Origin of the sequence: Agrobacterium tumefaciens (assembly GCF_005221385.1) — a bacterium.
GTDB classification, from domain to species: Bacteria; Pseudomonadota; Alphaproteobacteria; order Rhizobiales; family Rhizobiaceae; genus Agrobacterium; species Agrobacterium tomkonis.
In genome coordinates this window covers 2300568-2321025 of record NZ_CP039903.1, presented here as the reverse complement: position 1 = coordinate 2321025, position 20458 = coordinate 2300568, and the positions used below count along the sequence as shown (strand labels likewise).

Genomic DNA, 20458 nt, shown 5'->3' with positions numbered 1-20458 from the left:
AATGCGGTATCAGTGTTTCAACTGGTCAACGAAGGTCTTGAATTCCGAACAGACGGATGAGACCCATCCGCCGCCCTCTCCTTGATAAAGCCCCGTCCAGCCAACGCCGGAGGGGAAAACATGCTGGCGGACGCTGACACCGGAGGCGATGAGCCTGTCGGCATAACCGACCGTTTCGTCGCGCAGAGGGTCGTCCTCGGCGGTAAAGATCAGCGCCGGCGCCACCCGGTTCAGCCGCGTACACTGGCAGGGCGCGGCATAGGGGTGGAAAAACCCGCATGCCTTGGCAAGATAGTGGCTCCAGCCATCCGCCCAGCGCTCACGCATGCCGATCCTGTCCGCGTCGCGAAAGGATTCCGTCGTCATCATCGGGTCGATCATGGGCGACAGAAGAATCTGACCTGCGAGTTTGCCGGGCATGCGGTCACGGGCCTTAAGGGCAAGTCCCGCCGCCACATTGCCGCCCGCCTCTTCGCCGGCCACGAACAGCAGCGATTTCGCGCTGCCATAATGTTTGCGGTCCCGGCTCAGATGGTCGAGCGCCTCAAAAGCGCAATCCATCGCCATCGGAAACTCGTTGCCGGATGGCTTGCTATAGTCAGCCTCGACAACGATGGCACCGCTTTCCGCTAAGGCCTGGGCTACCGGAAGTTCCGGGCAATTGCCGCCCTTTTCCAGAAACGAACCGCCGCGCAGATAAAGGATCACGGGCGGGTGGCTGCACAGGCCGGCGCTCTCATAACGGCGCACGGAAAGCTGGGATGCGGGGCCCCCACAGCATTCGATGTTTTCCCAATGCGCCTTCATTTGATCCGGTCCCGTGTACCGCCATCGGCAGTTCACCATATTTGCAAAATCTGAAATTCATATTATTGTTCGAGAGAAAACGATCAAGTACGTCAAAATGAAAACACTATTCCAAAAAAGTGGATAATAGCTAGATGGATCAGCTTTCCGCCATGCGGGTCTTCACGCGCGTCGTCGAGACCGGCAATTTCAGCCGCGCCGCCACCGCGCTGAACATGCCCAAAACTACCGTGACCAACATGGTGCAGGCGCTGGAGGCGCATCTGCAGACCACGCTTCTCAACCGCACCACGCGGCGGGTGATGCTGACGACGGACGGCGCTCTCTATTATGAGCGAGCCTCACAGATTTTATCGGAAATAGAAGAACTGGACGGTAGCATGTCCAGCGCACAGGTGCAGCCTTCCGGCCGGTTGCGGGTGGAAATGGCCGGTGTCTTCGCGGACTTGGTCGTTATCCCACATCTTTGCGAATTTTACCAGCGTTATCCGCAAATCCGTCTCGATCTCGGTGTCGGTGACCGGCTGGTCGACTATATTGCCGAGAATGTCGACTGTGCGCTGCGGGTCGGCGTGCTGCGTGATCAGTCGCTGATTGCCCGTAAAGTGGGCGAACTCCGGTTCGAGACATTTGCCTCGCCGTCCTACATCGAAAATTTCGGCATGCCGCGTGAACCGGAGGATCTGGAGAAGGATCACTATTCGGTGGGTTATCTCAATGCCACCACCGGCCAGATCATGCCGGCCTCCTTCGACAATGGTGTGCGCAGCGTCGAGCTGACCCCGAATTATGTGGTATCGGTGAATGACAGCCGCACCTATCTCAATGCCGCGCTGGCGGGCATGGGCATCGTGCAATTGCCTATCTTCATGGTGAAAGATCACCTGGCGCGTGGCGAACTGGTGCCGGTCCTTTCCGAATGGCAGCGCGAAGCCATGCCGATCTATGTCGTTTATCCGCAGACCCGGCACGTCACCAACAAGGTGCGGGTTTTTGTCGACTGGCTCGCCAAGCTGGTGCACGGCATGGTCTGAGGCGGTCAATCACCGCCCGACCCTTGCGGCGACAAAATCGATGAAGGCGCGCACGCGGGCGGCCAGGTGTTCGTGGCCGGCATAAACCGCGTGGATCACTTCCATCTCCTCGGCATTATAGTCTTCCAGAACCGGCACGAGCAGGCCCGCCTCTATATCCGGCTCGATATGAAATTCGCCGACCCTTCCGAGCCCTAACCCCGTCAGGCAGAGCCTTCGCATCGCCATGCCGCTGTTGACCGCGACATTGCCCGTGACGGGAAGGCGATAGACTTCCGCCGAACCGGGGTCACGAAATGGCCACTCGTTGAGGCTGCGGCTGAAATTGAAACTGAAGCAATTATGCTGCGCCAGATCCTGCGGTGTTTCCGGCATGCCGTGTTTTTCGATATAAGCGGGGGAGGCGACGATGATCCGGCGCACCTCTTTCAGCTTTCTCGCCTTCAGGGATGAATCTCCCATCGCGCCCGAGCGGATGGCGATATCGGTGCGCTCCTCGATGAGACTGATAACACCGTCGGTCAGCGAAATATCCAGCTCGATTTCGGGATAAAGCGACAGGAACTCAGGTGCCAGCGGCAGGAGATAACGTTCGCCGAAACCCAGCGTGGCGTTGACGCGCAAAAGGCCGCGCGGCACCACCTTGCCGCCGCTCGCCACGATCTGCTCCGTCTCGGCTATGTCGGCCAGAATGCGCCTTGCCCGAAAAAGGTAGACTTCGCCCTCCGGTGTGAGCGTGACTAGCCGGGTGGAGCGGGCAAGCAGCCGGGTGCCGAGGCGGTCTTCGATGCGGGTGACAAGCTTGCTCACCGCCGAGGGTGAAAGCTTCAGCCTGCGCCCCGCGGCGGAAAAGCTGCCGAGTTCGGCCGCCGCCACGAAGACTTCCATTTCTCCGGCCCGATTGTCCATCGCCATACCATCTGTGAAATCAATTCAAAGGTATTTATCCAACCTTGCCGATTATCATGCAAGTCCCCTTCGCCCATATTGCGTCCATAGATTTGATCCAACCGGACAGCACCGCTGTTCAAATGATCCAACCCGGACGGCACCGCTGTCCAGAACGCCCGCGATCCCGCTGGGCGAAGAGGTATTCGTCATGCCATTGGCCATATTTGCCCTGACGATCGCGGCCTATGCGATCGGCACCACGGAGTTCGTCATCGTCGGCCTTCTGCCGACGGTTGCAAATGATCTCAACATTACCCTGCCGCTTGCCGGCCTCATCGTCAGCGTCTACGCGCTGGGCGTCACCTTCGGTGCGCCGATCCTGACGGCGCTGACCGGAAAGATTGAAAGGAAGCCGCTGCTGCTCGGCCTGATGGCCCTGTTCATCATCGGCAACAGCGCCGCAGCGCTTTCTCCCAGTTATGAGATGCTGCTTGTCGCCCGCGTCATCGCCGCCTTTGCCCATGGCGTGTTCTTCTCGGTCGGAGCGACCATCGCCGCCGATCTCGTGCCGGAAAACCGTCGTGGCTCGGCGATTGCCATGATGTTCATGGGGTTGACGGTCGCCATCGTTACCGGCGTTCCGCTCGGCACCTATATCGGCCAGGTGTTCGGCTGGCGCGCGACCTTCTGGGCCGTTGCCGGGCTTGGCGTCATCGCCTTCTTCGGCATTGCCGCCCTTCTGCCGAACACGCTCAAAAAGGCGCCGCCTGCCAGCCTGCTCGATCAGGTCCGCGTTCTCGGTTCCGGCCGTCTGCTCATCGTCTTTGCCATGACCGCGCTCGGTTACGGCGGCACCTTCGTCGCCTTCACCTTTCTTGCGCCAATCCTGCAGGATGTCACCGGCTTTTCGGAAAAGAGCGTCAGCCTCATTCTGGTGCTTTACGGCATTGCCATTGCGGCCGGCAATATCGGCGGCGGCAAGATCGCCAACCATAACCCTGTCAAGGCGTTGATCGGTCTCTTCCTGGCGCAGTCCATCGTGTTGCTCGTCTTTTCCTTCACGGCCGTCTCGCCGGTGCTGACGCTCATCACGCTTGCCGCGCTCGGGTTCCTGTCCTTCGCCAATGTTCCCGGCCTGCAGCTTTATGTGGTGCAGCTCGCCAAGGAACATCGCCCCGGTGCCGTCGATGTCGCATCGGCGCTCAACATCGCCGCTTTCAATCTCGGCATCGCCATCGGCGCATGGCTCGGCGGTCTGGTGGTGGAATCGCCGATGGGTCTTGCTGCAACCCCGTGGGTCGGCGCCATCCTCGTTGCCGTCGCCCTGCTCCTGACCCTTTGGAGCAGCGCTCTTGATCGCCGCGCCGCGCTGACGCTGAAGACGGCTTAAGCTTTTCACACCCAATTCCCGGCCATTCCCCTCGGGCTGGTCGGGCAATATCATAGGAGAAAATATATGTTTGATGTTGCTGCCAATGGTGCTTCCATTCCGGCGCTCGGCTTCGGCACCTTCCGCATTCCCGGCCCGGATGTCCTGCGCATCGTTCCGCATGCGCTGAAGGCGGGTTTCCGCCATATCGATACCGCCCAGATTTACGGCAACGAGGCCGAAGTGGGTGAGGCCATTGCCGGCTCCGGCGTGGCGCGGGGTGATATCTTCCTTACCACCAAGGTCTGGGTCGAGAATTATCGGCACGATGCCTTCCTCGCCTCGGTCGATGAGAGCCTGAAAAAGCTGAGGACCGATTATGTCGATCTGCTGCTTCTGCACTGGCCGAACGAGGCGGTGGCGCTCTCCGAGCAGATCGGCGCGCTGAATGAGGTCCGGCAAGCCGGCAAGGTCCGCCATATCGGCGTTTCCAACTTCAATAAGGCACTGATGGCCGAAGCTGTGAAGCTCTCAAAAGCGCCGATCGTCACCAACCAGATCGAATATCATCCCTATATCGATCAGGACGTGGTGATGGCTGCTGCCAAAGCTGCGGGCATGTCGGTCACCGGTTATTACGGCATGGCTGACGGCAAGGTCTTTGCCGATCCGGTGCTGAAGGATATCGCCGCAGGCCGGGGCAAATCGGTGGCGCAGGTGGTGTTGCGTTGGCTCGTACAGCAGGAGGGCGTTGTTGCTCTCTCCAAAACCGTCAGTGAAGCCCGCGTTGATGAAAACCTCGCGATTTTCGATTTTGCGCTGTCGGCTGATGAAATGGCGGCGATCCGCGCTCTCGCCAGGCCGGATGGCCGCATTGTTTCGCCGGATGGGCTGGCGCCCGTCTGGGATGAAGCTGCCTGAACCATGAGGGCCGGGAGGGGTAACTCCTCCCGGTTTCATGCATGTGCGGGAAACGGCCACGGTGCCAAAAATGGTCGCACGTTGGCCTTGCCAAGATGACCATCTGGCACAGCAACCTGCGCAAATCTTTGTTTGTTGATCTTGGAAAACTGGAGCGGGCGAAGGGATTTGAACCCTCGACCCCAACCTTGGCAAGGTTGTGCTCTACCCCTGAGCTACACCCGCTCAAAACCGCTGGTCCGGGGTAGTTCGCTGGACTGCGGACCGCCGAAGTTCGGCGACGGGTGCTATATCGCTCAATCGATTTTAGAATGCAATAGTTTCTTTTGCGGTTTCGGTGGAAATCCTTCCGGTCGCGGCTTTATTCGAAAGCACGCGTCGAAGGCTGCGTCAGACGCGGTCATAGCCGGGCGAAAGCGTTGTTTCGGCTGACCTTTATTCCAGCGACAAAGGGCGCGCGGATAACCGACAGTGCAGAAAATAACCTGTTTACATTTGGTTAAAATCTGATTCGACAAGTGATTCGTTCGGGTGTACAAAATTGATGCCCACGAAAAAAGAAACGATACTTGGCATATCATCATCGGGAGGATGAGCCTTGTCGTACGCAGCTTTTGAAAGAGTCGGCGCACAATTGTCGCCAGAACAAATCACCGATCTGCAGAATATTTTCGATGGTGTTTGTTTCGAGTGCCTTCAAGATCGCAGCAGCCATGTTGCCAATGAGTGTGCAGCAATTTTGATCCGTAGCGCCCAGCGCGGCATTCTGGATCATGAAATGTTGCGCGACATAGGGCTTGCGGTTTTGCGCCGCCATTGATGGCATCATCTTTACGAAAAAAGCGCCCGAATCTCTCGGGCGCTTTGCTGTGATGAGCAGGCTGCAAATGCCTTCGGCTCAGCTCTTTTCCTGTACGTGTGCTTCGAGGAACCACAACGATTTGTCGAGATCGCGCGAGGCGGCGGTGAAGATGTCGGCCGTCGTCGGATCACCGGCCTCGTCGGAATCGTCGATTGCCTTGCGGATCATGTTCGCCACCTCGCCATAACGCTCGATCAGAGCGTCGAGATGGTCGTGGATTTTATAGATATCGGTCGGATAGGCCTTGAGCTTCGTCGTTGAAGAGACGGCTTGCAGGCTGCCGAGGGCCGTGCCGCCAAGCTGCACGACGCGTTCGGCAATCGTATCGCCGTGATTGTCGAGCTGGGTGCGGAAGGTGTCGAGAAGCTCGTGCACGGCGATGAATTGCGGGCCTTTCAGGTTCCAGTGCGCCTGCTTGGTCACAAGCGCAAGGTCGATCACCGAGGCCAGCGATTCATTCAGAATGCCGATCACCGTCGACTTGGCGTTGGAAGGCAGGTCGTTCTTCGTCTTGTGCGTCTTCATCGATGTCTCCTGAAGTTGCGGACGGAATGCCGCTTTGGAAAAGTCCGTCGATTAACGTCCGGGCCTGTGGCCCTGTTCCATGTTAGGGAACGCGACAGCAAAAATCCTGCACAATCATCATGTCATTCGTAAAACAGGCAGATGCGCCGGCCGTCTATCTCATTGACGCGGATCGGCATGTCATAAATGTCCTTGAGAATGTCGGGGCGGATGATCTCTTCCGCCGGTCCATGATGGCAGATGCGGCCCTCGCGCATGGCGATGATGGTGTCGGAATACCAGGAGGCGAAGTTGATGTCGTGCAGCACCAGAACCACGGTCTTCTTCAGTTCATCGGCGGCGCGGCGCATGATCTTCATCATGCCGGAGGCGTGCTTCATGTCGAGATTGTTGAGCGGTTCGTCGAGCAGCACATAATCCGTGTCCTGGCACAGAACCATGGCCACGAAGGCGCGCTGGCGCTGGCCGCCGGAAAGCTCATCCAGAAAGCGGTCAGCCAGCGGTTCGAGATTGAGATATTCCAGTGCCCGGTCGATGTAGACCTTGTCTTCGATGGTGGGGCGCCCCTTGGAATAGGGGTAGCGGCCGAAACCGACGAGATCTCGCACCGTCAGGCGCGAGGAGATGTGGTTGTCCTGTCGCAGGATCGAGAGCCGCTTTGCCAGCGTATCGGAAGCGGTCTTGCTCACATCCAGCCCGTCGACCGTCACCGTGCCTGTGTCCATGGACATAAGCCGTGCGACGATGGAGAGCAGCGTTGATTTTCCCGCCCCGTTCGGGCCGATGATCGAGGTGACCCCGCCTGCCGGAATGGAGACGGAGACACCATCGACGACGAGGTTATCGCCATAGGATTTGCTGATCTGACTGGCGATGATCATCGCGCACCCCGCTTCAAAATAAGACCGATAAAGACGATACCGCCCAGGAATTCGATGATGATGGAAAGCGCCGTATCGAAGGCGAAGACCCGCTCCAGCACCACCTGACCGCCGACGAGGCAGATCACGGCGATGAGGATCGCCGCCGGCAGCACATAGGCGTGTTTGCCGTTGCCGGTGAGATAATGGGCCAGCGCCGCGACCAGCAGGCCGAAGAACATGACCGGGCCGACGAGCGCCGTGGAGACGGCGACGAGCACGGAGACCAGCACGAGGATGATGGTGACAGTTCGCTTGTATTCGACGCCGAGGCTGATGGCTGTCGCGCGGCCGAGGGAGAGGACGTCAAGCGTGTGCATCAGCCTGAGGCCGATCGCTGTCACCACACCGATGATGATAGCGGAGACGGCAAGAAGCGTCGGGTCGATGGAGTTGAAGCTGGCGAAGAGCACATCCTGCAGCACGGTATATTCGTTCGGATCGAGCACGCGCTGCATGAAGCCCGAAAGGCTGCGGAAAAAGACGCCGAAGACGATGCCGACCAGTACGAGGAGATGCAGGCTGCGTTCCGCGCCGACGAAAAGCCAGCGATAAAGCAGGGCGGAAAAGGCGACGAGCAGGGCGGTCTCAGTGAGAAACTTCAGTTGCGGATCGATCATGACGACCGTTGCCGAACCGAAGACGAAGATCAGCCCGGTCTGCATCAGCACGTAAAGCGAATCGAAACCCATCACTGATGGAGTGAGGATGCGGTTGTTGGTGACCGTCTGGAACAGCACGGTGGAGACGGCAATGGCATAGGCCACCAGCAGCAGCGACAGAAGCTTGATGCCGCGAAAGCTCAGCACGAAACTCCAGCTGCCCTTCGCGCCGAGTGTCATGAAGGCGGCCATGGAGATGAGTGCGAATGCCGCAAGCACGAGCAGAACGGTTTTTGCCCGCCGGTCGGGATGTCTCTCACGCATGGTGGCGTTTCCGCAGCAGGAGATAGAGGAACAGCACGCTGCCGATGACGCCGACCACGGTTCCGATCGGTATTTCGTATGGCGCGCGTACCGTCCGGCCGATGATGTCGCAGGAAAGCACGAAAACCGCGCCAAGTGTTGCCACCCAGGGCACGGAGCGGCGCATATTGTCGCCGATCATCAGGCTGACGACATTTGGTACGATCAGCCCCAGAAAGGGGATCATGCCGACGGTGACCACGACGACGGCGCTGACCAGCGAGACGATGGTGAGGCCGAGCGCCATTACCCGGCGATAGTTCAGACCGAGATTGGTGGTGAAATCGCGGCCCATGCCCGCAACCGTAAAACGGTCGGCGGCGAGATAGGCGGCAATGGCGAAGATGAAGCCGACCCACAGCAATTCATACCGGCCGCGCAGCACGCCGGAAAAATCCCCGGTCATCCATGCGCCGAGCGATTGCAGGAGGTCGAAACGATAGGCGAAGAATGTGGTGACGGCGGAAATGACGCTGCCCAGCATGATGCCGATCAGCGGCACCAGGAGTACGTCGCGCAGCGGCACCTGTCTCAGGATACGCAGGAAAAGCGCTGTTCCGGCAAGCGCGAAAACGGCTGCCACCAGCATCTTGCCGAAGATCGGCGTTTCGGGCGCAAGTAGGGTGACGACCAGAAGGCCGAGGCCGGCGGATTCGGTCGTGCCTGCCGTTGAAGGTTCCACGAAACGGTTTCGCACCAGCATCTGCATGATGAGACCGGCAATCGCCATCGAGCTGCCGGCCAATATGAGCGCCAGCGTGCGCGGAATGCGGCTGACGAGCAGCACGCGCAGCGCATCCGCGCTCGTATCAGGTGCGAAAAGCGTTGTGAGTGAAACGTTGCTCACGCCGACGAACAGGCTGACGATGGCGAGCGTCAAGGCCAGAAGAAGGGCTGATATCAGTGAAAGGGACTTCACGTTGGCAGTTTCCGGAAAAGGCGAAAGCTCCCGGCGGCCTCAAGCCATCGGGAGCCCTGATGATGTTCGGCAGGGGTTATTTCTTCTCTGAGACGGCCTTGTAGACCTGATCGAGCAGGGTGTTGAGTGCCGTGTAACCGCTGCTGACGATATAGGCCGCCTGCGGATCGAGATAGACGATCTGCTTTTTCTTCCAGGCGTTGGTCTGGTGGATCAGTTCGTTATCCAGCACCTGTGCGGCGGCCTTGCCCGGGTCGGTGGCACGGCCGACACCGGCGTCACGGTCGATCACGAACAGCCACTCGGGATTGACTTCGGCCAGATATTCGAAGGATACGACGTCGCCGCGGTCGAAGCGGTCATCGATGTCGGCGGCGACCGGCTTGAAGCCGATTTCGGTGTGCAGCCAGCCGGTGCGCGAGCTCGGGCCATAAACGCCGACCTTGCCGGCATTGGTCAGGAGGATCATCGCCGTGCCGGAATTCGGGGCGATCTCTTTCAGCCTGGCGACTTTTTCGTCGAGAGCGGCGTCTAGCTTCTTTGCTTCTTCCTGCTTGCCGAAGATATCGCCGAGCTTGGTGATGTTGCCTTTGACGCTGTTGATGAATTCCTTGGAATCGATCGACATGTCGATGGCGGGCGTGATCTTCGAAACGTCAGGATATTTCGCCCGCGAACGGCCGCCGACGATGACGAGATCGGCTTCAGCCGCATTGATTGCCTCGTAATCGGGCTCAAACAGCGTGCCGACCTTCAGATATTTGCCGTCGGCGTATTTCTGCAGGTAGGCTGGCAGGTTGGAGCCAACGACGCCTGTTGGCTCGACGCCCAGCGCATCGAGATTGTCGAGCGAGGGAATATCCAGAACCAGAACCTTCTTCGGTGCCGCTTTCAGCACGGTTTCGCCCTGCGCGTGCTTTATCGTCATTTCCTCAGCACCTGCGGTCATTGCGCCAAGGCTGAAGGCCGCTGCCGCCAGCAGCCGAACGGGGAAGGTGAAGTTGATGGCCACGAATATGTCCCTTGCAATATGGTTCTGGACCGGCGGAAAGCTTTCCGTCAGCTTAACTTGATGTTCGCTATCAGCTTTATTGGCAAGGTCGGCGGAAATCAAAAATATGTTTTAGAATTGTTCTGAATTGCGGTGAGCGGGAAATGTGTGGGCGGGAGAGCATGGCTTGCAATCTCTCCGGACTTCATCCTCGGGACAAACCTACTGCTGTCCGGTTTAAATTTCCGGACAGGCTGCAGTCTCTTTGAAGTCGGTGGTGAAGGGTGAACATTCACTCGACGTCATCCTCGGCCCTGTGCCGAGGATCTAACCACGTCGAATAAAATCAAAGCGTTAGCAGATCCTCGGGACAAGCCCGAGGATGACGGAAGCACCGTTTTCGCTCGCGTCGCTAACCCGGTCCGTGTCCGCACGTCTCAATTCGGCGGCCAGTCGCCGATGATTTCGCGTCTTTCCAGCTTCAGCGACCGGTCGGGCTGCACGCGGTAGGTTTCCATTGCAAACCGCCCGTCATCCATGACGAATTCGTTGCTGAGCGTGCTGCCGACGGGGGATTTGGTGAGTTTGGTGCGAGGCTGCCCGCCATAGGTGATGCTGCCGGGAATGGGTTCCACATCGGGAGCGGCGGTGGCGCAGCCGGCAAGGGCCAGAACCATCATCATCGCGATCTTGCGCATGTTTTTCTCCTGCGTTTGGACAGGAGTTATATCATGGCCGCGTTCGCGCCACACATCCCGTTGGCGTGAATAAAAAAGGCCCCGCATCCGAGGATACGGGGCCAGTTGCCTTGGGAGGCTCTTTGTTATCAGTCCTCGTTAGCGGCAAGCTGCGACAGCACCTCACCACGGCCGCGGATGCGCATGATCAGCGGGATGATGAAGGCGGCTGCCGCGACAGCGAACAGGCCGACGGCGATGGGCGAGGTGAGCAGCACTGTCGGATCGCCCTGGCCGATGGCCAGTGCGCGGCGAAGCTGCTGTTCGGCAAGCGGGCCAAGGATCAGGCCGACGACCGCAGGCGCAATCGGATAACCGAAGATGCGCATGATGTAGCCGAGGATACCGAAGGCGAGCAGCATGCCGAGTTCGAACACCGACGGGTTGGCGCCGATGGTGCCGAGCGTGGCGAACAGCAGGATACCCGCGTAAAGCCAGGGCTTCGGAATGGTCAGCAGCTTCACCCAGAGACCGACGAGCGGCAGGTTGAGCACCAGAAGCATCAGATTGGCGATGAACAGGCTGGCGATCAGGCCCCAAACGAGCTGCGGATTGGTAGCGAACAGCAGCGGGCCGGGCTGCAGGCCGAACTGTTGGAAACCGGCGAGCATGATGGCGGCGGTTGCCGTCGTCGGCAGGCCGAGCGTCAGCAGCGGCACGAGCGTACCGGCTGCCGAGGCGTTGTTGGCGGCCTCTGGTCCGGCAACACCTTCAATGGCGCCGTTGCCGAATTCTTCCGGATATTTGGTCAGCTTCTTTTCGGTGGCGTAGGAAAGGAAGGTGCCGATTTCAGCGCCACCGGCAGGCATTGCGCCGATGGGGAAGCCGATCAACGTGCCGCGCAGCCAGGGTTTCCACGAGCGCGCCCAGTCCTGTGCACTCATCCAGACCGAACCCTTGACGGCCTCGACCTTTTCGTCGCCGCTATTGCCCTGTGCGACGATGAACAGTGTTTCGCCGATGGCGAACATGGCCACCGCAAGCGTCGTCACTTCCACACCGTCGAGCAGGTCGGGAATGCCGAAGCTCATGCGGGTCTGGCCGGTCAGCTGGTCGATGCCGACAATGGCAAGTGCAAAGCCGATGAACAGCGAGGTGAGGCCGCGCAGCGCCGAATCTCCGAAAGCGGAGGAAACGGTGACGAAGGCGAGCACCATCAGCGCGAAATATTCGCGCGGGCCGAACACCAGCGCCAGCTTGACGATAAAGGGTGCAACGAAGGCAAGCGCGATGGTGGCGATGAGGCCGGCGACGAAGGAGCCGATGGCGGCGGTGGCCAGCGCCGGGCCGCCTCTGCCCTTGCGGGCCATCTTGTTGCCTTCGAGCGCGGTCACGATCGAGGCGCTTTCGCCCGGCGTGTTGAGCAGGATAGAGGTGGTCGAGCCGCCATACATGCCGCCATAATAGATGCCGGCGAACATGATGAGCGAACCGGCGGGATCGAGCCGGTAGGTGACGGGCAGAAGCAGCGCCACGGTCAGCGCTGGCCCGATGCCGGGCAGAACGCCGACGGCGGTGCCGAGCGTGACGCCGATCAGCGCATAGAGCAGGTTCATGGGTTGGGCAGCAACCTCAAGACCGTGCAGCAGGAATTCAAACGTACTCATGGACAGATGTCCCCCAAGTCGAGCAGAAGGGCGGGCGGAACGGCTGGCATTCGCGTCATCGCGCGCCGGCGGTTCCTGTTATCCCGAATTTTGGTCGGAATGGCTGTTAGAAGAACAGCCGTTCCAGAGGTCCGGCGGGCAGCGAAAGCTGCAGCAGGCGCGCGAAGATGAACCAGATGGCAAAGCTCAAAACGATGCCGATGGGGATCGAATACCAGAGCTTGCGTTTGCCGAAGGCGCGCGCCGTAAAGGCAAACAGCAGACCCGTGGCAATGGAGAAACCCGCCACATTCAGCAGCAGCATCTGCGCGGCAAGGCCGGCGACGACCCAGATGACCGGGGCGATTTCCTGTTTGTCGCGTTCGGGAAAATCACCGCGCCAGGCTTCAATGGCCGTCCAGAGCGCCAGGCCGACAAGACAGAAGCCGATGGCGTAAGGCACGGTTGCCGGGCCGACCGGCGAATAACCGGTGACGCTGGCGAGGCGGGCGCTGTCCCAGAAGATCACTGAGGCGATGAGAACGAGGAAGACGGCGATCGCCAGCGCCGCCCAATCAGGGCGGCGCTTTTGATGTTGTGAAGGGTTGGAACCCTGGCTCATTTTACCAGTCCGATGTCTTTGAGGATCGTTTCGGTGGCGGCAGTGTCCTTGGCAAGCTGTGCCTTGAACTCGTCGCCGGAAAGGTAGGTGTCCATCCAGCTCTTGGTCTTCAGGGTTTCCTGCCACTTGGCGGATTTCGCCAGCTTCTCGACGTCTGCACTAACGGCCTTTTCCTGTTCCGGCGTCAGGCCGGGAGCAGCGGCGACCATGCGCCAGTTCTGAACCACGACATCAAGGCCGCTTTCCTTCAGCGTCGGTGCGTCAACGCCTTCCAGCTTCTCTTCGCTGGAAACAGCGAGCAGGCGCAGCGTGCCGGCCTTGACCTGGCTTTCGAATTCGCCGTAGCTCGAAATGCCGGCGGTTACCTGCGAGCCGAGGATCGAGGCAAGCGCTTCGCCGCCGCCGGAGTAAGCGATGTAGTTGATCTTGGTCGGATCGACACCGGCCGCCTTGGCGATCAGGCCAACGGCGATATGGTCGGTGCCGCCGGCAGAGCCGCCGCCCCAGGAAACGCTGCCCGGATCCTTCTTCAGCTGGTCTACGAGGTCGCCGATGGTCTTCAGCGGCGAGGATGCCGGAACGACGATGGCTTCATATTCGCCGGTCAGGCGGGCGATCGGCGTCACTTCATTGAGGGTGACGGGCGACTTGTTGGTGAGGATCGCGCCGACCATCACGTAACCGCCGACGATGAGGGCGTTCGGGTTGCCCTTCTGCTGGCTGGCGAACTGCGCAAGACCGATGGTGCCGCCGGCGCCCGGTACGTTCTGCACCTGAACGCTCTTGGAAATGCCTTCTTCCTGCAGCACGGTCTGCAGGGAACGCGCGGTCTGGTCCCAGCCGCCGCCGGGGTTGGCCGGGGCGATGATGGTGTAATCCGCTGCAACCGCCGGAAGAGCGATCACGCCCGCCAGAAATGTGCCGATAAGAAAATGTTTCACGTAGAAAACCCTCCTCAGGATGCCCTTTTGGGCGTCGTTTTTCGTTTTATGCGGGGGGCTTCAGAGCGCATCTGTCCAGCGCTGAAAACTCAAGCGCAGGGCCTTGGCGATCGTTCAGATTTCCTCCCGCATCTTCTTCCGCCTCCACGGAATGAAGAAGGATTGCAGAGCATCACAAAAAGCTGTCATCTAACTGACGCTACGCAAGTCCTTGCGCATTTACTCTCTATTAATTTGTATCGGACGTCTACTGTGGCGTGTGGGACGACTTTGTTTTGCGCCGTCGATGTTCACTTCACCCTCATTCCTGTGCCTGTCACAGGAATCCAGTCGACGCACGTCTGTGCGGCGAGAAGAGTCCCTTCAGCCCAAAGACTTGGGCTGGCTGGATTCCTGTGACGAGCACAGGAATGAGGGAGGGGTGGGGAACCTACTGTGAGCGCAACGCCTCGTTCCAGCGCTCAATCAGGCGGCTGCGTTTCACCTGATCCAGATAGACCATCAGGCCGGGGCTGACGGGCACGGGACGCAATTGTGCGCCGTGGATGGCCTGCATGGTGTTGGCGGTGTTTTCGCCCGCCACTTCCGGGCTGACTGCGGGGATCTGCAACTGCCGGGCCATGATCGTTTGTCCTTCCTTGGACATGAAGAATTCGAGATAACGGCGGCCGAGTTCGGGATTGGCGGCGGCTTCCGGCACCAGCCCGATGCGCGACATGACGACTGTATAATCCTTGGGCAAAACGATGCCGACATCGGGGTGGCGCGAGGCCCAGTCAGCCGCATAAGAGCCGAGAATATTGTAGCCCAGCACGAAACGGCCGTCGGAAACGCGTTCCAGAATGGCCGAGGAGGTGGAATAGACCTTTACGCCGGCGGCCCCCATGGCCTTGATGACGCTCCATATATCGCCGAACTGTTCCTGGTCCCGCGACATGAACAGGAAGCCGACACCGGAGCGCTCAATATCGTAGGTGGCGATGCGGCCATATACCTCCTTGGCATGGTGTTCGAGGTAATTGACGAATTCTGCGCGGGTGGCGGGCGGTTTTTCGGTGGTGAAGCTCGGCTTGTGATAGACGAAGACCGCCGGCTCGAAGGTCAGCGCATAGGCGGTGTTGCGCCAATTCGCCCAGGCGGGCCAGCGCGCGCTCATGGCGAGATCCGAGCGCTGGGCGTAACCGTCATTGCTCAGCTTTACCTGCAGATCCATGGCGGAGGAGAAGGCAAAATCGGCGGTTTTTTTGCCGGCGTCGGTTTCCTTGACGATGCGGTCGTAGATTTCGCCGGTCAGCATGTCCTCGTAATGGACGGCGACATCGGGATTGGCCTTCTGGAAACCCTCGATCATCGGCGTTGCCAAAGGTTCATCCAGAGAGGAATAGACCACCAGCGTTTGCGCGTCCGCCTTGCCAGATGGGGCCGGAAAAACGGCAACCTGGGCAAGCCCGGGCGAGGCCATGCAAAGACAGAGGCAAAGAAGAAGGCAGATACGCATGGAAAAGATCATGCCGCAGGCGCTTGCCATTCACAAGCGGCAAGGGCTTGGTTAAATTAGGACATCGCGGGAGGGAAGATTTGCGTATTTTGCTGGTCGAGGACAATCAGGTGCTGTCGGAAGGTCTCTCGGCGCTGCTGCGGGGCAGCGGTTACGCGGTGGACGTGGTTTCCGACGGCGCTTCCGCCGATGCGGCGATTGCGGCGGAAAATTTCGATCTGGTCATTCTCGATCTCAACCTGCCGGAAATGGATGGTATCGAGGTGCTGCGCTCCATGCGTTCGCGCCAGGACAAGGCGGCGGTGCTGATCCTGACGGCGCGCGGTACACCGGAGGAAAAGGTCAAGGGGCTGGATCTCGGCGCCGACGACTACATGATCAAGCCCTTCGATATCACCGAATTCGAGGCGCGGGTGCGGGTGCTCTTGCGCCGCAATGCCGGGCTGCGCTCTTCCGCGCTCAGTTTCGGCAAGGTTCTGTTCGATCTGACATCGCGCACCTTTTCGGCGGATGGGCGTCCGCTCGATATTCCGGCGCGCGAAGTGGCGTTGCTCGAAGTGTTGTTCATGCGGGCGGGCAAGGTCGTCGCCAAGGAAGCGATCGTGCAATCGCTGACAGGCTTCGACGACGATATTTCCGCCAATGCCATCGAGCAATATGTCAGCCGCCTGCGCAAGCGGCTTGCTCCCCACGGGCTGACGGTGAAGACCGCACGCGGCATCGGTTATTATCTCGAAAAGCTGCCGGAGATGGCTGAATGAGACAGGCCGCCTATTCGCTCAGGCGGCGACTTTTAGGCTGGCTTCTCATTTCCACTGCCATCATCGGCTGCGTTGCGCTGACCGATACCTGGCGTGAGGCGGTCAATACCGCCAATGTCGTCTCCGACCGGGTGCTTTCCGGTTCCGCACTTGCCATTGCCGAGCGGGTGGTGGTGGCCGAGGATGGTTCGCTGGAAGTCGACATCCCCTATGTGGCGCTGGAAATGCTGACATCTGCGGCGCAGGACCGGGTATTCTACCGTGTCGATGGGCCGAACGGGCAATTCCTCACCGGCTACCAGAACCTGCCGACGGTGGAGAACCCGAAGGGCGATACCCCCGCCTATCGTGATGCGGTGTTTCGCGACGAGCCGATCCGCATCGCCGCGATCCGCCGTTTTGCCTCCACCGGCATCAATTCCGTGCCGTTTTCCGTGACGGTTGCCGAAACCACCATTGCCCGCAGCCAGCTGGCGCAGGCCATCATCCTGCGTTCGGCACTGCGGCTGCTCTTGATGATCGTGGGGGCGGCGATCATCGTCTGGATCGCGGTGACGATTTCTCTCAGGCCGCTTTACCGGCTCAGCGAAGCCATTGCCGAGCGCAGCCCGAACGACCTGCACCCCATCCGCCAGTCCGTGCCGGTCGAGGTGGAAAATCTGGTGGAAACCGTCAATTCCTTCATGGTGCGGCTGCAATCGGCGCTCGATGCTCTCCGGCATTTCACCGGCAATGCCAGCCATCAGCTGCGCACGCCGCTTGCCATCATCAGCACCCAGCTTGCGCTTTCCGCTCGCGCCGCGAGCCTTGAGGAAGCACAGGCGGCGGCGCTGAAAGGCGGGGCGTCCGTGGCGCATGCCGAACATATCCTTGCCCAGCTGCTGCGCATGGCGAACATCGATGCTGCCGGCTCCAGCGAAAAGCATGATTTTTCTGCGATAGACCTCGTGGCCGTTGCACAGAACGTGACTGCCGATTTCGTGCCGCGCGCGGCAGATGCCGGCATCGATCTCGGTTTCGAAGGCGAGGGTGAGGCGACCATTCTCGCCGAGCCGCTTTTGATCGGTGAGCTGATCGGCAACCTCGTTTCCAATGCCATCAATTATGCCGGGCGCGGTGCGGAAGTCACCGTCCGCGTCGGCGAGCAAGCGGGCGCCGTCTGGCTGGAAGTGGAAGACAACGGCCCCGGCATTCCGCCTGAAAAACGCGCCATGGTGCGCCAGCGCTTCGCCCGCGGCGAAGCCAACGCCGCCCCCGGCGCCGGCCTTGGCCTCGCCATCATCGAGGAGATCGCCGGGCTGTTCGGCGGGCGGCTGATGCTGGAAGACGGCGCGGAGGGGCGTGGGCTGAGGGCGCGGGTGGTGTTTGGCCCGGACCTTCGGGAAGAGTGACCGACCCAGGCAAATGGCTGCCTCAAAAGAACATCACATCGCTATAATGAAAATCGGACAGAACACGACCTTTCACAATAATACTGGTGTCTCCATCAATGCTGACAGTTGTGTCCAGACCGTTATCTGATGCCGCCGCGACCAAGCTATTGAGGTCAGCGAATAGCGCCGTATCGAAAACGAGGATATCGTTTGAGCCGGTACCGGTTTCGAAACCGTGGATGATGTCGCGCCCGGTTTGAGCATTGGTGAAAAAGAACGTGTCATGCCCGTCTGTTCCGAAAAAGACATCGTCTCCCTGGCCGGACGAGAATGAGTGTCCCATTATTGCCCTTTTTACGGCTCTTGAGAGATCTATGGATACGATTGCCGTCGCCGTCTCGTTCCCGTCGGAGACCGTGTAAGAGAAGGATTTGATGCCGCTTGCTGATCCGGATGGCTGATATGTGAGCGTGCCGTCTGCATTGTAGATCACCAGACCATCGGCGTCGGCCACCCAGGTTTGCCAGCCAGGTTGCATGTCGACGCCGTTGATTTGAGTGATTGTAAGCGCGTCGCCATTCGGATCACGATCATTTGCTAGTACGTCGATGGTGACTGAGCTACCGGGCGTGATGGCAGCATAGTTATCGACAGGGGAAGGAGCGGTCGGGATTATGATTGCCGTAACAGTGGCCGTAGCTGTTTCAGCACCATCGGACACCGTATAGGTGAAGATTTGCGTGCCGCTTGCCGATCCGGATGGTCGATAGGTGAGCGTGCCGTTGGCATTGTAGATGATCAACCCGCTCGCTTCCGCTACCCAGGTTTGCCAACCCGGCTGCATATCCACGTTACCAATCCGGGTAATTGTAAGGCGATCGCTATCTGGATCGCTGTCGTTGCCAAGAACGTCAAATGTGATCGAACCGCCCGCAGCAACCTGAACGAGATCGTTTTCCGGTGCAGGAGGCGTCGCGGCGTGCGATGTGTTCGACACACTGCCATTCCCACGGGACGTATCAGCGTCGGGTAGTAGTACAGTAACGTAATCGTCTGTAAAATAAATCGCTTCAATATTGATGGCAGTCGTGAACTGAGATCTGTTATTGGCGCTGACTGTCACATGCCGGCCATTGCCAGACCAACCGTAGCTTCCGCTTGATCCGTCCAAAACGAGGGTATCCCAGCCAGTGCCACCATCGATACGGTTGCTGCCTGCGCCGCCGTTCAAGGTGTCGTCCCCGGTATTTCCATAAAGATCGTCGTCGCCATCATTGCCGGAAATTAAATCGTTGCCCTGGCCGCCATAAATCCGGTCGGCGCCCGCGTTGCCGTTGACGGTATCAGCACCATTTCCAGAGAAGAGGCTATCGTCGAACCGGGAGCCGTTGACGGTGTCATTGCCGTCATTTGTCATCGCGATGTAGCCATTCAAATAGCCTACACCGTTCGAACCCGACCGGGACAGATCGGTAATATCTGAACTGACAACGTTCAGGATACGAAGGCTCGGGTCGGAATAGTCAACACCAGCGGTGACGGCCCGCAAGAACCCGACAACCGGTTTGGCGTAAATAGTGCGATCCGCGTAGCGACCAAATAGTCCGAAAGAACCTTCTCCAATCGAAGTGCTGCCATCATTTTCGCGGTTGCCATCATAGGCATTGTAACCGTCATTGGTCTCCCTGTAATAGTTGTCGAGCACCATATGAGCCATGATACCCTTGAGATCGGTATTGTCCCAGCTGTCGAGAACGCCAATGGCTTCGGCAATGAAATTGGCCTGGTCGATCTCGCCGGCCAGGCCCGCTCCGCGATAGCCCGTGTAGGATGGAACCCCGAATTCAGTAATCCAGAGTTCGGCGCCCTCGAAGCCGTGATAGTCCTTCAGGAACTGGATGCTGTGAAGCGCACCCTGAAAGCTATGGTAATAGTTCCAGGCTGACGGTGTATCGACAGGGTTCGGCACCCAATCGGTTGGGCGCCCGGATTGCGGACTCGTGGCGTTGTAATCATAGATCGTGTAAGGATGGATCGTGAAACCCTCGATATCTGCGCCAAGGTGCTTCAGGGTTGCGAACATGGTGTCCATGTAAGCGTAGTCGTTGTGGGCAATGCCGGCCCCGATTACCTTGATGTTCTGTCCGAGGGAGTTCTCGACACCCTTCACGGTTTCGTTCACGGCGTGAAGGTAGCGGGCATAATACTCCGCGTTTTCAACGCTGACGGCATAAAATCGGTCGTGATTGGGATCGCCTTTGCCGCTATAATAGGTGCCCGTATAACGATAGCTCAGGTTTGGTTCGTTGCCGACTTCCCAGCCGGCGATCACGTCTGAGTATTGCGAAAGACTTTCATGTATTGTTTTTACGAATACTGCGAACCTCGCCGCGAGTTCGTCAATAGCATCTATTCGGGGAGAGCCGTCCACGGCGCCAGTCTGGCTGAGATCCCGAGGTGTTTGACCAGGCTGGAAAATAACCTTGATGCCAAATTGCTGCAGTTGTTGCAGCTCCGCGGCGATATTCTTGACTGCCCAAGAGGGTAGACCGTTGGGGCCTACAATTGAAAGGTCGAGCGGGATGCGAACAATTTCCGAGCCAGCGCTGTTGCTCAACTTGTGAATATCAGAAGCGGTAATACCATTGTGCGCTGGCGCGCCCTTTGTATTGTAAGCATTTAAGAGGGAATGCGTGCCTAGAAGCATATTCTTGATAGACATGACTGATATCTCAT

Annotated in this window: 19 protein-coding genes and 1 tRNA gene; 6 read left to right on the top strand and 14 right to left on the bottom strand. The window is 59.1% G+C overall.

Going from position 1 to position 20458, the window contains the following annotated elements:
- Window positions 1–9: 9 nt before the first annotated feature.
- On the bottom strand, window positions 10–807 hold the full coding sequence (locus CFBP6623_RS11760) for an alpha/beta hydrolase fold domain-containing protein (RefSeq protein WP_046801535.1): 798 nt from the start codon (window positions 805–807) through the stop codon (window positions 10–12).
- Window positions 808–941: 134 nt separating this feature from the next.
- Here CFBP6623_RS11760 and CFBP6623_RS11755 point away from each other — a divergent pair, with 134 nt between their 5' ends.
- Complete coding sequence (locus CFBP6623_RS11755; protein ID WP_046801534.1) at window positions 942–1841, top strand: LysR family transcriptional regulator; 900 nt, start codon at window positions 942–944, stop codon at window positions 1839–1841.
- Between the two features lie 9 nt (window positions 1842–1850).
- Here the strand turns inward: CFBP6623_RS11755 and CFBP6623_RS11750 are convergent, their stop codons facing one another.
- Window positions 1851–2750 (bottom strand): LysR family transcriptional regulator, encoded by a 900-nt coding sequence (locus tag CFBP6623_RS11750; protein ID WP_046801609.1) that lies wholly within the window; start codon window positions 2748–2750, stop codon window positions 1851–1853.
- Window positions 2751–2940: 190 nt separating this feature from the next.
- Between CFBP6623_RS11750 and CFBP6623_RS11745 the strand changes: the two genes are divergently transcribed.
- On the top strand, window positions 2941–4122 hold the full coding sequence (locus CFBP6623_RS11745; protein WP_046801533.1) for an MFS transporter: 1182 nt from the start codon (window positions 2941–2943) through the stop codon (window positions 4120–4122).
- A gap of 66 nt (window positions 4123–4188) precedes the next feature.
- Window positions 4189–5022, top strand: a complete 834-nt coding sequence (locus CFBP6623_RS11740) for an aldo/keto reductase (RefSeq protein WP_080841858.1) — start codon at window positions 4189–4191, stop codon at window positions 5020–5022.
- A 150-nt stretch (window positions 5023–5172) separates the two neighbouring features.
- Here CFBP6623_RS11740 and CFBP6623_RS11735 read toward each other — a convergent pair.
- Window positions 5173–5247 (bottom strand) — tRNA-Gly (locus tag CFBP6623_RS11735).
- A gap of 373 nt (window positions 5248–5620) precedes the next feature.
- Between CFBP6623_RS11735 and CFBP6623_RS26810 the strand changes: the two genes are divergently transcribed.
- Complete coding sequence (locus CFBP6623_RS26810; RefSeq protein ID WP_161991265.1) at window positions 5621–5842, top strand: hypothetical protein; 222 nt, start codon at window positions 5621–5623, stop codon at window positions 5840–5842.
- Window positions 5843–5920: 78 nt separating this feature from the next.
- Here CFBP6623_RS26810 and dps read toward each other — a convergent pair whose 3' ends face one another.
- From dps to CFBP6623_RS11675, 10 genes are all read right to left on the bottom strand, one after another.
- The gene (gene dps / locus CFBP6623_RS11725; protein ID WP_006312098.1) at window positions 5921–6409 is read right to left on the bottom strand and encodes a DNA starvation/stationary phase protection protein Dps; all 489 of its coding nucleotides are present in this window, start codon (window positions 6407–6409) and stop codon (window positions 5921–5923) included.
- A gap of 122 nt (window positions 6410–6531) precedes the next feature.
- Complete coding sequence (locus CFBP6623_RS11720; protein ID WP_046801530.1) at window positions 6532–7290, bottom strand: ABC transporter ATP-binding protein; 759 nt, start codon at window positions 7288–7290, stop codon at window positions 6532–6534.
- Window positions 7287–8255, bottom strand: coding sequence for an iron chelate uptake ABC transporter family permease subunit (locus CFBP6623_RS11715; protein ID WP_046801529.1), 969 nt, complete (start codon window positions 8253–8255; stop codon window positions 7287–7289). Before CFBP6623_RS11715 ends, CFBP6623_RS11720 begins: the two co-directional genes overlap by 4 nt.
- On the bottom strand, window positions 8248–9213 hold the full coding sequence (locus CFBP6623_RS11710) for an ABC transporter permease (RefSeq protein WP_080841860.1): 966 nt from the start codon (window positions 9211–9213) through the stop codon (window positions 8248–8250). The genes CFBP6623_RS11715 and CFBP6623_RS11710 overlap by 8 nt, the downstream gene beginning before the upstream one ends.
- A gap of 76 nt (window positions 9214–9289) precedes the next feature.
- Window positions 9290–10225, bottom strand: coding sequence for a siderophore ABC transporter substrate-binding protein (locus CFBP6623_RS11705; RefSeq protein WP_046801608.1), 936 nt, complete (start codon window positions 10223–10225; stop codon window positions 9290–9292).
- Between the two features lie 416 nt (window positions 10226–10641).
- Window positions 10642–10902: a hypothetical protein gene (locus CFBP6623_RS11700; RefSeq protein ID WP_046801527.1), complete on the bottom strand. Its 261-nt coding sequence runs from the start codon at window positions 10900–10902 to the stop codon at window positions 10642–10644.
- 128 nt (window positions 10903–11030) lie between these two features.
- On the bottom strand, window positions 11031–12548 hold the full coding sequence (locus CFBP6623_RS11695; protein ID WP_046801526.1) for a tripartite tricarboxylate transporter permease: 1518 nt from the start codon (window positions 12546–12548) through the stop codon (window positions 11031–11033).
- Window positions 12549–12654: 106 nt separating this feature from the next.
- Entirely contained in the window at window positions 12655–13149 is a 495-nt protein-coding gene (locus CFBP6623_RS11690; RefSeq protein WP_046801525.1) for a tripartite tricarboxylate transporter TctB family protein, read from the bottom strand.
- Window positions 13146–14090, bottom strand: a complete 945-nt coding sequence (locus tag CFBP6623_RS11685; protein ID WP_046801524.1) for a Bug family tripartite tricarboxylate transporter substrate binding protein — start codon at window positions 14088–14090, stop codon at window positions 13146–13148. The genes CFBP6623_RS11690 and CFBP6623_RS11685 overlap by 4 nt, the downstream gene beginning before the upstream one ends.
- A gap of 430 nt (window positions 14091–14520) precedes the next feature.
- Window positions 14521–15588 (bottom strand): ABC transporter substrate-binding protein, encoded by a 1068-nt coding sequence (locus CFBP6623_RS11675; RefSeq protein WP_046801607.1) that lies wholly within the window; start codon window positions 15586–15588, stop codon window positions 14521–14523.
- Window positions 15589–15668: 80 nt separating this feature from the next.
- On the opposite strand from CFBP6623_RS11675, the gene CFBP6623_RS11670 reads away from it, so the two are divergent.
- Both CFBP6623_RS11670 and CFBP6623_RS11665 read left to right on the top strand, forming a co-directional pair.
- Window positions 15669–16349, top strand: a complete 681-nt coding sequence (locus tag CFBP6623_RS11670; RefSeq protein ID WP_046801523.1) for a response regulator — start codon at window positions 15669–15671, stop codon at window positions 16347–16349.
- Window positions 16346–17740: a sensor histidine kinase gene (locus tag CFBP6623_RS11665; RefSeq protein WP_046801522.1), complete on the top strand. Its 1395-nt coding sequence runs from the start codon at window positions 16346–16348 to the stop codon at window positions 17738–17740. The genes CFBP6623_RS11670 and CFBP6623_RS11665 overlap by 4 nt, the downstream gene beginning before the upstream one ends.
- 22 nt (window positions 17741–17762) lie before the next feature.
- Here CFBP6623_RS11665 and CFBP6623_RS11660 read toward each other — a convergent pair whose 3' ends face one another.
- Entirely contained in the window at window positions 17763–20444 is a 2682-nt protein-coding gene (locus CFBP6623_RS11660) for an Ig-like domain-containing protein (RefSeq protein WP_080841862.1), read from the bottom strand.
- Window positions 20445–20458 lie beyond the last annotated feature (14 nt).